11 protein-coding genes are annotated in these 13,260 nt (G+C 61.0%); 9 read left to right on the top strand and 2 right to left on the bottom strand.

Annotation, left to right across the window (positions count from 1 at the left end; translation table 11 throughout):
- Positions 1 to 89: 89 nt before the first annotated feature.
- The 3 genes from QMK22_RS10215 (at position 90) to QMK22_RS10225 (ending at position 5,774) form a co-directional block, all read left to right on the top strand.
- Positions 90 to 2,126 (top strand): hydantoinase/oxoprolinase family protein, encoded by a 2,037-nt coding sequence (locus tag QMK22_RS10215; protein WP_283497527.1) that lies wholly within the window; start codon positions 90 to 92, stop codon positions 2,124 to 2,126.
- Positions 2,126 to 4,129 carry a hydantoinase B/oxoprolinase family protein gene (locus QMK22_RS10220; RefSeq protein WP_283497528.1) on the top strand — a complete coding sequence of 668 codons (2,004 nt, stop codon included), beginning with the start codon at positions 2,126 to 2,128 and terminating at the stop codon, positions 4,127 to 4,129. The genes QMK22_RS10215 and QMK22_RS10220 overlap by 1 nt, the downstream gene beginning before the upstream one ends.
- A gap of 256 nt (positions 4,130 to 4,385) precedes the next feature.
- On the top strand, positions 4,386 to 5,774 hold the full coding sequence (locus QMK22_RS10225) for a purine-cytosine permease family protein (protein WP_283497529.1): 1,389 nt from the start codon (positions 4,386 to 4,388) through the stop codon (positions 5,772 to 5,774).
- Between the two features lie 61 nt (positions 5,775 to 5,835).
- Here the strand turns inward: QMK22_RS10225 and QMK22_RS10230 are convergent, their stop codons facing one another.
- On the bottom strand, positions 5,836 to 7,302 hold the full coding sequence (locus QMK22_RS10230; protein ID WP_283497530.1) for a helix-turn-helix domain-containing protein: 1,467 nt from the start codon (positions 7,300 to 7,302) through the stop codon (positions 5,836 to 5,838).
- Positions 7,303 to 7,401: 99 nt separating this feature from the next.
- On the opposite strand from QMK22_RS10230, the gene pxpA reads away from it, so the two are divergent.
- From pxpA to QMK22_RS10260, 6 genes are all read left to right on the top strand, one after another.
- Complete coding sequence (gene pxpA, locus QMK22_RS10235; RefSeq protein ID WP_283497531.1) at positions 7,402 to 8,145, top strand: 5-oxoprolinase subunit PxpA; 744 nt, start codon at positions 7,402 to 7,404, stop codon at positions 8,143 to 8,145.
- A gap of 61 nt (positions 8,146 to 8,206) precedes the next feature.
- A complete protein-coding gene (locus QMK22_RS10240; RefSeq protein ID WP_283497532.1) occupies positions 8,207 to 8,443 on the top strand; it encodes an acetyl-CoA carboxylase in 237 nt (78 codons plus the stop codon).
- Between the two features lie 69 nt (positions 8,444 to 8,512).
- Positions 8,513 to 9,868, top strand: a complete 1,356-nt coding sequence (locus QMK22_RS10245; RefSeq protein WP_283497533.1) for an acetyl-CoA carboxylase biotin carboxylase subunit — start codon at positions 8,513 to 8,515, stop codon at positions 9,866 to 9,868.
- Complete coding sequence (locus QMK22_RS10250; RefSeq protein WP_283497534.1) at positions 9,865 to 10,758, top strand: 5-oxoprolinase subunit B family protein; 894 nt, start codon at positions 9,865 to 9,867, stop codon at positions 10,756 to 10,758. The genes QMK22_RS10245 and QMK22_RS10250 overlap by 4 nt, the downstream gene beginning before the upstream one ends.
- Positions 10,748 to 11,713, top strand: a complete 966-nt coding sequence (locus QMK22_RS10255) for a 5-oxoprolinase subunit C family protein (protein ID WP_283497535.1) — start codon at positions 10,748 to 10,750, stop codon at positions 11,711 to 11,713. Before QMK22_RS10250 ends, QMK22_RS10255 begins: the two co-directional genes overlap by 11 nt.
- A gap of 36 nt (positions 11,714 to 11,749) precedes the next feature.
- The gene (locus tag QMK22_RS10260; protein WP_283497536.1) at positions 11,750 to 12,721 is read left to right on the top strand and encodes an NAD(P)-dependent alcohol dehydrogenase; all 972 of its coding nucleotides are present in this window, start codon (positions 11,750 to 11,752) and stop codon (positions 12,719 to 12,721) included.
- Here QMK22_RS10260 and QMK22_RS10265 read toward each other — a convergent pair whose 3' ends face one another.
- Positions 12,722 to 13,252, bottom strand: coding sequence for a nucleoside deaminase (locus QMK22_RS10265; protein WP_283497537.1), 531 nt, complete (start codon positions 13,250 to 13,252; stop codon positions 12,722 to 12,724).
- Between the last annotated feature and the right edge of the window lie 8 nt (positions 13,253 to 13,260).

Genomic DNA, 13,260 nt, shown 5'->3' on the forward strand with positions numbered 1-13,260 from the left:
ATCGCGACCAGCGTTGCACAGTCTCCAGTGACACCTTCCACGGGCGTACCCATACTTGACCACAACCTGAACAGTCCGGAGGACAACCCATGTCGCAAGTCCGAGTCGCCGTTGATGTTGGCGGAACTTTTACCGACGTTTGTATTTTTGACGAGGAATCGCACAAGATTCGTGTCACCAAGGTGCCGTCAACCCCGCACGACCCTCTCGTTGCCGTTATGAATGGTGTGGCCCGCGCGAATATCGACCTGGCCGACGTCACGCTCTTTTCGCACGGAACAACCGTGGCCACCAATGCCTTGATCACCCGCAATTTTCCGCCGGCTGCGATGGTGACGACCCGAGGCTTTCGCGACGTCATTGAAATTCGCGACGGCACCAAGGACGACCTGTGGGATGCGTACAAAGACGTGTCGGGTCCCTATATTCGCCGGCGCGATCGGTTCGAGGTCTCCGAACGCATCGACTACGCGGGCAATACGGTTATGCCCCTCGATGAAGTGGATGCCCGCCGGGTCGCGCAACTCCTGCGCAAACGCAACGTCAATACGGTGGCCGTGTGCTTCATGAATTCCTACGCGAATCCGCAGAACGAAATCCGCATGCGGGAAATCCTCGAAGAAGAACTGCCCAACGCAACCGTGTCAACGTCGGCCGAGATCCTTCCCGAGATCTTCGAACACGACCGTTTCAACACGACCGTCGCCAATGCCGTTCTCGCTCCGCTGGTCTCCGGCTATGTGAATCGCCTGTCCGACCAGCTCAAGGCCGGCGGGTATAAGGGAGACCTGCTCGTGCTGCATTCCGGGGGAGGGTCGATGACGCCTCGAATGGTCGAACGCTACCCGGTGCGTTTGGCTGCTTCCGGCATTGCGGCCGGTGCCATCGCGGCCAAGCATGTGGCCCAGCAGTGCGGTTATGAGAACGCCGTGGGGCTCGACATGGGGGGTACGTCGACGGACATTGCGTTGGTCAGCGGCGGCGAACTCCGGATCACGAAGGAGTGGGAAGTCGAGTACGGGCACCCGATCATTTTTCCCAGCATCGATGTGCTGACGATCGGGGCCGGCGGTGGCTCGCTCGCTTATATTGACATCGCCGGCTCCCTCCGAAACGGTCCGCAGTCCGCTGGCGCCGATCCCGGCCCGGCGTGCTACGACACCGGCGGAGAGCAGCCGACGAACACCGACGCCAACGTAGTGCTCAACCGCTTGGGCACATCGCTGGCCGGAGGCGCCAAGAACCTGAACAAGGACCTCGCGACGGCGGCAATCAAAAAGTCCGTCGCGGACCCGCTCAATATGTCCATCGCGGAAGCCGCATACGCGGTGATTCAGGTGGCGAACGCCAATATGGCCGACGCGGTACGGCTGGTATCGATCCGGCGCGGGCACGACCCGCGCGATTTCGCTCTCGTCGCCTTTGGCGGAGCCGGCGCGCTGCACGGGGCCGAAGTAGCTCGTGAGCTCAACATCCCGACGGTCATCATCCCGCCGAACCCGGGCGTCGCATCCGCTTTGGGCTGTTTGCTGGTGGATATCCGTCACGATTTGTCGACCATGTTCACCGGAATTGCCGCTGATGCCGACACCGAGGCATTGGAAGGTTTATATACCTCGCTGGAGAGCGAGGCCATGACGCGGCTGCGCCAGGAACGCGTCGCGGATGAAAACGCCCTGCTCCAACGTCAAATCTCGATGCGCTACCTGGGCCAATGGCGATCGCTGTCGGTCAGCATCGGATCCGGACCTGATGCCTTGGTCGAAGCCGTCGAAACGTTCCACGAACAGCACGAACGGGAATTTGCTTTCAGCCAAAAAGACCAGCCGGTTGAGGTGTATCAGCTGCACCTCACCGCCATAGGAAAAACTCCAAAGCCGTCGTTCAAGCCGGCCGTGGAACTCAACGCCGATCCCGGTGCACCCCGCGAAACTCGCCCCGTCTACTTCGGCGAGCTGGGCTGGGTCGACACCCCCGTGTTTGAACGCGATGACATGCCGGCCGGCGCCATGTTCAGCGGGCCGGCCGTGATCGACCAGTTCGACTCCACCACCGTGATTCCGCCGAATACTACCGCAGTAATAGACGAATGGATGAATATCCTCATCCACCTGAAGGAGATCTGATGTCGGAAACAGTTGCATCCATGTCGGTGCCCGAAGCCAACGGAAGCACCCTCGATCCGGTCACATTCGAGGTGCTGAAAAACGCCTTCGCCACGAGCGTCGACCTGATGAGCGAGCAGATTCTGCGCACCTGCTACTCCTTCGTGATCTATTCCCGCGACTTCTCGTCAGCGCTGTGCGACGCGGCCGGAAACACCGTGATGCAGGGCAGCGGCGACATCGCCGTGCACGTGGGAACGCTGCACTTTCAGTGCAAGGCCGTACTCGAGGAATTCGGGTCCGATATCAACCCGGGTGACGTCTTCGCGATCAACGACCCGTACCGCGGCGGCACACACTTCAACGATGTGAGCTTTATCCGACCGATCTTCTCCGGCGGTGCAGTCATCGCGTTCGCGCAGAACAAAGGCCACTGGGCCGATATCGGCGGAAATGTTCCCGGATCATTTGATGTGAACGCCAAGGAACACTTCGGCGAGGGACTGCGCATCACTCCCGTGCGCATCTGGAGTCGCGGCGTGTTCCTACACGACGTGGCCCAGCTCCTGGTCTCCAATACGCGTGCCCCCCGGCAGGCCATGGGCGATTTGCACGCCCAGTCTGAGGCCACAGCCGTGTGCGAACGCGAAATTCTGCGTCTGGTTGATCGGTACTCCCGGGCCACCGTGCAGAATGCCATGCAGGAAACTCAGGACTATGTGGAACGCACCGTTCGGCGTCGGCTGGAAGGGCTGCCCCATGGCGTGTGGGAGACCACCGACTACATGGACAATGACCCGGGAAAGAGCGAAGGACTCGTTCCGATCAAGATCAAGCTGACCATTGACGACCACGGCATTCACTATGACCTGGCCGGATCGGCACCCGTGGTGGCGACATTCCTCAACTCCGGTTACGGCACGACGTTCTCGGCGATTTATGCCGGAACAAAAACGTTCTTTCCGGACGTGCCGCTCAACTCTGGTTTCTACGCGGCGGTCACCGCCGACATCGGCCCGGAGGGCACTGTCGTCAACGCCGGTTGGCCCAACGCCGTGACTGGCTTCTGCTCCGGTCCGTACGAGAAACTCATGAACGGCATCTTCGAGATTTGGTCGAAGATCATGCCGGAACGGGCGATGGCCTGCGCCTTCAACCTGGAATACCTCTTGGTCGGAGGCAAGGACGGCCGCACCGAAGAGAGCCCGTACTTCATGTGGTACGACTGGATGGCTGGCGGTTGGGGTGGCCGGGCGAGCAAAGACGGCAGCGGCGCCACCGCTCCAGTCTTCGGCGCCGGACTGGCCGTTCAGCCCGTGGAAGGCCAGGAACGCCTCTCGCCGGTCTTGACCTCGATGCACCAGATCGGCATGGACTCCGGCGGACCCGGACGCTTTCGTGGTGGCGTGGGAATCGAAAAGGGCGGCATGCTCACCGACGCCCAGAACGCCGTGATGAGTTACTGCTGTGACCGCGCGCGCTCCATCACCTGGGGTATCGAGGGTGGACTTCCTTCGATTCCACACGGCGTCTGGCTGAACAAGGGCACCGAGGGCGAACGCTTCCTCGGTTCCAACTTCTCCTCCGTGCCGGTGCAGTCGGGAGACTCCTTCGTGCGCCCGTCAGCTGGCGGGGGTGGCTATGGCGATCCCCTTGAGCGCAGCTACCTGGAGGTGCTCGACGATGTTATCGACGGCTACGTCTCCATCGGTCGGGCCGCCAAAGACTACGGCGTGGTCATTCGTGCCATCGATCCCGATCTGGACGACTACGAGGTCGACGAGGCGGCGAGTGTGGCATTGCGCGTGGATATCGCCGCCCACCGGCTCGGGTGGCTGGCGGAAGATCCCGCAGCGATCGCCGCACGTTACGTGAGCGGGGATATCGACATGCTCGACGTCATCCGCCGCTACGGCGTCATCCTGGACTGGGGAACCGGCGAACTATTTGCCACGACAACGCAGGAGCACCGCGCTCTCATGGAGCGTCGTTCCTCGTCGCACTGGCCGGTTGTTTCGGCCTAGGCTGCCCCGGCTCCACTTCGAAGAAGAGAAAATTCACATGTGCATTCGCACAGACTTTGCGGGATCTCTCTTGCATTTGCCTACTGGCTAGGACCCACAGCTCGTTCACATACTTGCACAAGCCCTTTTCAGCTACTGGCCTCGTTGGCACTGGCGGTCGTCACCCTGCGGCCGCTGCTCCACCCGAAGACCCGTATTTTCTTCACCCAACACGAAACATTTTGCCGGGCGTCACCGGCCCTAATGGAGGTACAGAGTGAATCTCAATTTGACCGGCAGTAACAATACCGTTGAAGCCACGGATGCCCTATACCGCGAGGGCAACGATGAAGACCAAATGTCTAAAGGGTCGTTGTCGATGGCCTGGTACGGCGTGGCCAGTGCCATGTTCTTCGTCTACATCGGCGCGGCGCTGGCCGTGGCCTACGGCACCAAGGACGCGTTGATCGGGCTTGCGCTCACGATTGTGGCTTATGGTCTGATCAATCGAGTTCTGTCGAAATACGCCATCAACAACCGCACCACGGTTGCGCTGTTCTCCCGCACCATTCTGGGCACCGCAGGGTCGGCGATTGCGACCATCATCTTCGCCCTCGTCGCCATCTACTACGCCGTATTCGAAGGTTCCATCGTTGCCTACGCCTTTCAGGTTGCTTTCGGCGGCGAAATGTGGATGTGGTACCTCATCGTGGTGGCGTATTCCACGCCGCTGATTTTGGGTGGAGCGCGTCGGTTCCTCGACAAGCTCAACGGATGGCTGTTGCCGGTCTACGTCGGCGGACTCGTCGCAGCAGTGATCTGGGCGGGCGTGCAGTACGGCTTCAGCAGCACCTGGCTCACCCAGCAGCCGGAATCGGGACTGGCTGTCACCATGGGCGGACCTGGTTGGCTCGCCACCTTCGCCGCGTACATGGGCGTGTGGATCATGATGATGTTCACCATCGACTACGCCTCCCTCGGCAAGCGTAATGACACCAAGTTTCACCAGCGCTGGAGCTTCGGCTGGGCCTTCTACACCCTCGCCTACGGGTTCAGTGCCTTCGTCGGTATCTTCCTGACCTTCACCATCCCCGGCCTGGAAGCCTCGGAAACGGGTATCGCCGGCGGAATCGTTTCGATGATGGGAATTCTCGGACTGATCGTGGTCTTCGTGTCCCAAACCCGCATCAATACCGCGAACTACTACCTCGGTGCCGCCAACCTCAAATCATTCGGCGAACGGGTCTTTCGCATCAAGATGCCCAACCTGGTGTGGGTGCTGACGTCGTCGGTGATTATTTTCCTGCTCATGCTCCTGCCGATCGTTCAGTACATTCTGCTGGCTCTGGCCTGGCAGGGTGTGCTCGTGACCGCGTGGGTGGCAATCGCCATGACCCACATCCTCATCACTCGGGGCCGGGCGCAGGAACACGGGATGCTGGACGATGTGCACTACCGCAAGTTCAACAACTCGGGACTGATCGCCTGGATCGTTGCGACACTCACCGGCATTGTCATGCTGCAGTTGGGCTTGCTCAACGCGGATCTGGCCGGGGTCGGCGCGACGTGGGGGCCCATCCTCACCGCTGTCGTCGCATCCGCCGTGTACGCGGTGCTGTGGACCACGACGTCGCACAAAACCGCTCTGGTCGCGTCTGCCGTCTAATATTTGCACTGCCGAACGCCAGAACCGGCGTGGGAATGCCTGCGGGCATCCCACGCCGGTTTTACGTTTCTCCGAGATCAATCAGTCGAAGCGCGAAAAGACAGGTGGCTTGCCCGTCAACCGAGTTGAGGTTGAGCCGCAGCAGCGTCTCAATTTTGCGCAGCCGATAATTGAGCGAGTTGCGGTGGATGAAGAGGGCACTGCAGGTTTTCGACGGCTGCGCGTCATTGTCGAGATAGGCGCGAAGCGTCTCCATCAGCGGTCCGCCGCGCTTGGTGTCATGGTCCATCAGCGGGGTCAGGAACTTGCGTGCCGATTCCTTCGCCCCTCGCCCCGCGGTGGCGGTGACCACGGCGCTGAGGCCCAGTTCGGGAGCGAGCTGGGGGCGATCAATGCGTTGCACCAACTGCAGGGAATGCACCACGGCCAGCCGTAGTTCAAAGAGGCTCAGGGTCAGGCTTTTCAGTACCAGCGGCTGCCGATCGTGGAGGTGCAGCAACCGCTCGGTGACGGCATCGAAGTCATCGCGCGGATTCTGGGCGAAGGCCACCAGGCGATCGCTGAACTCGGTGACCCGCACCGTATGGAAAGTCTCGTGGAGCGCAACGCGCAGTTGCCACGACATCGAGGCGAATTCTCCACTCATATCAGCGACCAGAACGGATGTTTCGACTCGAGGGTCCAGTCCGATGCCCTGAAACGCACTCCGCACATCGAGGTGGGTTGCTTCTTCCCACGACTCACAGGCCAGAACAAAACTCTTGATCTCCTCCTGGCGGCTGGCATCCACGTTGACGGACCGATTCAGCTGCAGGGCGATGATGGAAGCGACCGGGCCGAGCAATGACGCCAGGGGATTGCCGCTTTGGGTTTCCCTGATCGCCAGACGACACGGGTTATTGAGACCCATCGGGAGAGGGATGTTCAGTACCCCCGCCTGCGGTTTGGTTCTGATTCCCGAGGCCCAGGTGGCCAGGGCTGGATACTGCGCTATGACCGTGCCGTAGGCGTCGTAGACCGCCAGCGGCGATTGGATGACGCTGTAGACGGTTGCCAGCAGGGTGATGATCTCGGCGTCCTGGTTCGCCAGGCGGGCACATTCGTCGGCCAGCCTCCAACCACGGTTGACGACGGCTAGCCGCTCCGCTTGCATAACGCTTTCGATATAGCGGTTCACCTGCAGTGGGGGAACAGCAGCGGGCACTTCCAACAGTGGCACGTCGCGTTGGGTGCAGGCCGCGACGAGACCGGGCGGCAGCACACGATGGGCCATGCCGGTCGCGAAAACAATGGCCGAGACGGGTACCTCGATGAGGCGTTCGACGAACGCATCCCAGGTGCGCTCATCGGAGAAATTCATGCCGATCCCACTGGTGAGCAGCAGGGAAGAGGGGTCGAGAAAGGGGGTGGGATCCATTAGTTCCGTGGGGGCGCATCCGCTGACTTCGACCGCCAAACGTGCCTCGGATGATGGCGTTTGCAGCAGGAGTTGCAAGGAGCGTTCCAGAATTAGATCAACAACGCGCATTCAAGAATCCCATTCCTTCGTTAAAGTGCACAAACTTTTCTGCAAGGTTAGTGCAATTGCCTACTGGGCCGCGACGCGGTCGCGCCGTAGCGTAGAGCCATGGACGACGTGCAGAACAACTCGAACATCACCATCAATTCCGACATGGGAGAATCCCTCGGTATTCATAGTTTCGGCAATGACGTGGCTCTGATGAAGCTCATCGATGTCGCCAACGTTGCCTGCGGCTTTCATTCCGGTGACCCCGATGCCATGGACACCACCGTTGCACTGGCCAAGGAGCACGGTGTGCTCGTGGGGGCGCACCCCGGGTTGCCCGACCTGGTTGGGTTCGGTCGGCGCGAGATGAAACTCACACCGGAGGAGGTCGAATCACTGATTCGGTACCAGGTCGGCGCCCTGGTCGGATTTCTGGGCAAATACGATCTTCCGCTGAACCACATCAAACCCCATGGCTCGCTTTTCGGAATGCTGGCGCGCGACGAGGCGCTCATGCAGGGCGCCGTCAACGTGGCCCGGTCCTATGGCGTTCCCCTGTTCGGGATTGCGGGCAGCGCCCACCAAACGGTGGCCGAACGCAACGGGGTTGGCTTCGTCGGCGAGTTGTATGTGGACCTCGACTACAACGCCGAGGGCGGCCTGATCATTCTGCGTCGGCCGGAAGAAACCAACCCGGACAACGCTGCGGCGCGTGTTCGCCGGGTGCTCGAGGACGGCGCGGTTCTGGCTACCGACGGCACCATTTTGAATATTTCCTTCGACAGCATCTGTGTGCACTCAGACGCACCAAACTCGCCTGCGGTGGCCCTCGCCGTGGGAGGAGCCCTCGGCCGCACTACCTGACGCACGCAGCACACCACCAGACGCGTGCACTCACGCTGACCATTTCGACGAAAGTGAACCTATGAGCCACCAGATCATTTCTCCCCTTCCCGGCATTTTCTACCGCAAGCCCGGCCCGGGCAAAGATCCGTATGTCAACGAAGGCGACACGGTGTCGGCGGGGCAAACCATTGGCCTCGTCGAGATCATGAAGCAATTCAGTGAGGTGCGCGCCGAATTCGACGGGGTGTTGGAGTCGTTCGAAATCGAAGACTTCGGTGTCGTGAATCCCGGTGACGTGATCGCCGTCACCTCCTAACCCCGTGCGGGTGCCTCCCTGCGCCCCGCCTTCCTTTCCAACGTTTCACTCGACTCACTGGAAGACTCAATGCAGAAATTGCTCATAGCCAATCGCGGCGAAATCGCCGTTCGAATCATACGTACCGCCCGAGAAATGGGCATTACGACCGTTGCCGTCGTCAGTGAAGCGGACAAGTCCTCCTTCGCGGCCGACCTCGCTGACGAGGTTATTATTATCGGTCCGGCCCCGGCCGGTCTCAGCTATCTCAACCACGAGGCCGTACTCAAGGCGGCCCTCGACAGCGGATCAGACGCCGTGCACCCCGGTTACGGCTTTCTGTCGGAAAACGCCGAATTTGCGCGGAAGGTGATTGCTGCCGGGTTGACCTGGGTCGGGCCGTCACCGGAATCGATTGAACTCATGGGAGATAAATCCCGTGCTCGCCGAGCAGCGATTGATGCCGGTGTGCCCACTCTTCCGGGGACCGAGTCCGCCCTGCAGGAGGGGGACGACATCGACGCGATCGCCGCCGAGATCGGATTCCCGCTGGTCGTCAAGGCGTCCGCCGGCGGCGGCGGTCGCGGCATCCGTTTGGTCGAAGACCCGTCCCAGCTGCGCGGCACGGTGGAGATCGCCCAGGCCGAGGCGCTCGGTGCCTTCAATTCGTCGGACGTCTACTTCGAGAAGTTCGTGACGAGGGCCCGCCACGTTGAGGTGCAGGTTCTCGGCGACGGCGAAACGTACGTTCACCTGGGCGATCGAGATTGCTCGATGCAACGCCGACAGCAGAAGATTCTCGAAGAGGCACCGGCTCCCGGTCTGCCGGATGCGGTACGAGAACGGATGCGCGAGTCCTCGGTGCAACTGGCGCGGCAGGCCCACTACATCGGAGTGGGCACCGTGGAATTTCTCTACGACCCGATCAGCCATGAGGTCGCCTTTATTGAAATGAATACCCGCATTCAGGTGGAGCACACCATTACCGAAGCGATCACGGGTATGGACCTGGTGCGCGAGCAACTGCGAATTGCCGCGGGGGAGAAGCTCGGCCTCACACAGGATGACATCCATTTTTCGGGGCATGCCCTTGAATTTCGCATCAATGCCGAAGACCCCGACAATAAGTTCATGCCGAGCCCGGGCCTGATCAAGACGTTGAACCTGCCCGGGGGCGCCGGAGTCCGATCCGACTTCGGCTTTATCGCGGGCAAGACCGTGGCACCGTTCTATGACTCCCTGCTGGGCAAAATCATTGTCTGGGCGCCCACCCGTGAACTCGCCATCGCGCGAGCGAAACGAGCCCTCGACGAATCCTCGATCGAGGGTGTGCGATCAACCATTGGTCTGCTCACCTCCCTCGTCGGTCTCGACGACTTCGCGGAGGTCAATCACCACACCAAGTACATCGAATCTGTTCTCGACGCGTTGGGAGACACCGAATGACACCGCAAACAACAGCTCGCTACACCTGGGGCGGCGACGAATTTCTTTTCGTCGAGATCGCCGAGGGGATGTCCCTCGAAGCGAATTTCATCTCCAACAGCATCGCGAATGCCCTGGAAGCCAGAGCTCTCGCCGGCATTGTGGATATCTGCCCGGCCAACGCCTCGTTGCTGGTGCGCTTCGACCCCGACAAATTGGCGTGGCAGGAGCTCGAGCGGGTGGTGCACGCGTTGGAGGACGAGGTGCGGGCCTCCACCGAGAAGGTACTGGAGACGCGAATCATCGAGATTCCGGTTTGGTACAACGATCCGTATACGAATGAAACGGTCGCCCGCTTTCGTGAGGGGTACCATCAGCGGCCCGAAGGAAATGACCTGGATTACGCCGCCGAGGTCAACGGACTGGCAGACGCTGAAGAGTTCATCAAGCGGCATCACGAATCACCCTGGCTGGTGTCCATGGTGGGTTTCGTCGCCGGACTGCCGTTCCTCTATCAACTGGTTGAGCGCGAACAGCAGCTGGAAGTTCCCAAGTATCTGAGCCCCCGCACGGATACCCCGCCGCTGACCGTGGGCTACGGCGGCTGTTTCAGTTGCATCTATTCGGTGCGCGGTGCGGGTGGATACCAGATGTTCGGCGTTGCGGCCGCTCCTATTTTTGATCCGACCCAGGCGTTGGAAGACTTCTCGGATTTCATGATCTTCTTTAAACCCGGCGACATCGTGAAGTTCAAGCCGATTGACGAGACCGAATACCGGCGGATCCGCACCGAAGTCGACGCCGGCACCTTCCGCTACCGACAGGCACCGATCACTTTCGATTTGAAAGCAGCACTGGCCGACCCCGACGGTTACAAGCTGTCACTTCTGGAGGCACTCAATGGCATTTGACATTCTCGAACCCGGCCTCGCCACCACCGTGCAGGATGAGGGACGAATCGGCTACTACCGGTTCGGGCTCCCGCAGGGTGGATCGATGGACCAGTACTCGGCCTCATTGGCCAACCGTCTGGTGGGAAACACTGTTGCCGAAGCGGTCTTGGAATGCACCTATATCGGGCCCAAGATCGTGACCACAACGGATGCCGTGATTGCCGTGACCGGTGCCCCCGTTGACGTCTTCGTCAATGGCGAGATCGTGCCCGAATACGAGCGAATTGCTCTCGTAACCGGCGACGAACTGAAGTTCGGCGTGATCAAGGGCGGCACCAAGTACTTCATTGCCGTGCACGGCGGTATTGATGTTCCCGAAGTTCTCGGTTCGCGGTCGACGTATCCGATCGGCGCCATCGGCGGAGTCGAGGGTCGTGCGCTCAAGGCGGGCGATCTGGTACCGGTTGGTGTCGGTAGGGACAACGGATTGCCGGAGCTGCGCGCCATCGCTCTGGAAGATCGACCGGTATTTTCCAAGGACGTGACTGTTCGCGTCATGCTGGGGCTCTATGACCAGAATCTTTCAGCCAAGGGGCTGGAGACTCTGCTGAACAGCGAATGGGTGCTGACCCCGGTAGCCGACCGCATGGGGCTTCGCTACAGCGGCCCCGGCGTGGAATGGAAAGAGCGCGAACAACCCTTTGGCGCTGGACAGGACCCGTCGAATATCGTAGACGCGGGATACGCCGTTGGTTCCATTCAGATACCCGGCGGTACCCAGCCGATCATTCTGCACCGCGACGCCGTATCCGGTGGTGGCTATGCCATGGTCGCCACGGTTATTTCTGCGGACATGGACCTGGTGGCGCGCTGCGCGCCCGGTACGAAAACCCATTTCGTGGCCGTGACCATGGAACAGGCGTTGGAAGCTCGCCACGAAAACACGGCACGCGCAGCCAGGATCTGGTCCTAGCTGCGCGTAGTTTCTCGTGCGGGTACGCTGTCCCGCATGAGAGCTGCCGTCTACCGCAGATATGGAACGCCGAGCGTTGTGCACGTCGAGGAGACACCGGCTCCGGTACCGGGGAAGGGGGAACTGCTCGTACGGGTGTCTGCCAGCACGGTGAATCGCACCGACTGTGGGTTTTTGAGTGGCAAGCCGCGGATCGTGCGCCTGTTCAGCGGACTGCGGGCGCCCCGGGCGAGGATTCTCGGCTGCGAATTCGCCGGCGAAGTGACCGATATCGGTGCCGACGTGCGCGCGTTTACTGTCGGCCAACGAGTGTTCGGTTACAACAGCGTGAAATTCGGCGGGCACGCCGACTTTCTGACAATCGCGGAAACGGATCTCGTAGCGGAGATCCCGGCGGGACTGACCTACGCTGAGGCGGCGCCGATCGTGGAGGGTGCCCACTACGCGCTCAGCATGATTCGGGCGGCCCGGGTCTCGGCTGGCCAAAATGTTCTCGTCAACGGTGCCACCGGGGGAATCGGGTCGGCCGCTGTGCAATTGCTCGTACATTTGGGCGTTCACGTCACGGCGGTAGGCGCGAGCGCTCACCGGGAATTGCTGGAATCCCTCGGTGCCGAACACGTGGTGGACTACACCCGAGAGGATTTCACGGCACTCGACAAGAAATTCAACCTCGTGCTCGACGTGGTCGGTAAGAGCACTTTCGGGGCCTGCCGCCGCCTGCTCGCGCCGGGCGGAATTTACTTATCTTCGGAACTCGGTCGAAAGTGGCAAAACCCAGTCCTGGCGCTGATCACACCGCTGCTCGGAAAGCAACGGGTGCTTTTTCCGATTCCCAAGGATACGAGAGACGATGTGTTGTTCTTGAAGAACCTCATCGAATCGGGGGAGTTCCGACCGGTGATTGACCGCACCTACCCGCTTGAGAAGATTCGTGATGCGTACGACTACGTTTCGAGCGGTCAGAAGATCGGTAACGTCGTCCTGCGACTGCGTGCGGAGCGCTAGTCAGTGGCGGGCTTCCCAAAAGCCGCTATGTACCTCGGCGGCCTCATCGAGCAGGGCGGGACCGGCCACGGTGACGCTGTTTCCGCCACGGGCAAACACCTCGCGGCAGGGCAGATCCATGGTGGCTTCGCCGTCTTGCCGGGGAACCATCGCGGCCAGATCCTGCTCGGGCAGCGCATAGACGACGCGGCCGATCCCGGCCCAATAGATCGCCCCGGCACACATCGCGCACGGTTCGGTGCTCGTGTAGAGCGTGCTGGTGTGCAGGGCGTCTCGTGCCAGCAGGGTTGCGGCGATGCGTACCAGATTGGTCTCCGCGTGCCCGGTGGGGTCACCGAGGGTGACGACGGTGTTCTGGCCCTCAATGATGATGTCCTCGCCGGTCACGAGGACCGCTCCGAAGGGGTGATTGCCCACCTCGCGGGAGGCGCGCGCCACCTTGATGGCGTGCCGCAGGTGTGCTTCATCGGTGGTTGAGACAGTGCTGAGGTCGGGCATGATCGTCGCTTTCTCAATGGGGGAAAGAGTCAAGCCTAACC

This window comes from Cryobacterium sp. PH29-G1, assembly GCF_030063365.1.
Classification (GTDB): Bacteria; Actinomycetota; Actinomycetes; order Actinomycetales; family Microbacteriaceae; genus Cryobacterium.

Coding starts and splice junctions, on each gene's coding strand:
- QMK22_RS10215 (WP_283497527.1), top strand. CDS start 90: ATGTCGCAAGTCCGAGTCGCCGTTGATGTTGGCGGAACTTTTACCGAC.
- QMK22_RS10220 (WP_283497528.1), top strand. CDS start 2,126: ATGTCGGAAACAGTTGCATCCATGTCGGTGCCCGAAGCCAACGGAAGC.
- QMK22_RS10230 (WP_283497530.1), bottom strand. CDS start 7,302: ATGCGCGTTGTTGATCTAATTCTGGAACGCTCCTTGCAACTCCTGCTG.
- pxpA (WP_283497531.1), top strand. CDS start 7,402: ATGGACGACGTGCAGAACAACTCGAACATCACCATCAATTCCGACATG.
- QMK22_RS10240 (WP_283497532.1), top strand. CDS start 8,207: ATGAGCCACCAGATCATTTCTCCCCTTCCCGGCATTTTCTACCGCAAG.
- QMK22_RS10245 (WP_283497533.1), top strand. CDS start 8,513: ATGCAGAAATTGCTCATAGCCAATCGCGGCGAAATCGCCGTTCGAATC.
- QMK22_RS10250 (WP_283497534.1), top strand. CDS start 9,865: ATGACACCGCAAACAACAGCTCGCTACACCTGGGGCGGCGACGAATTT.
- QMK22_RS10255 (WP_283497535.1), top strand. CDS start 10,748: ATGGCATTTGACATTCTCGAACCCGGCCTCGCCACCACCGTGCAGGAT.
- QMK22_RS10260 (WP_283497536.1), top strand. CDS start 11,750: ATGAGAGCTGCCGTCTACCGCAGATATGGAACGCCGAGCGTTGTGCAC.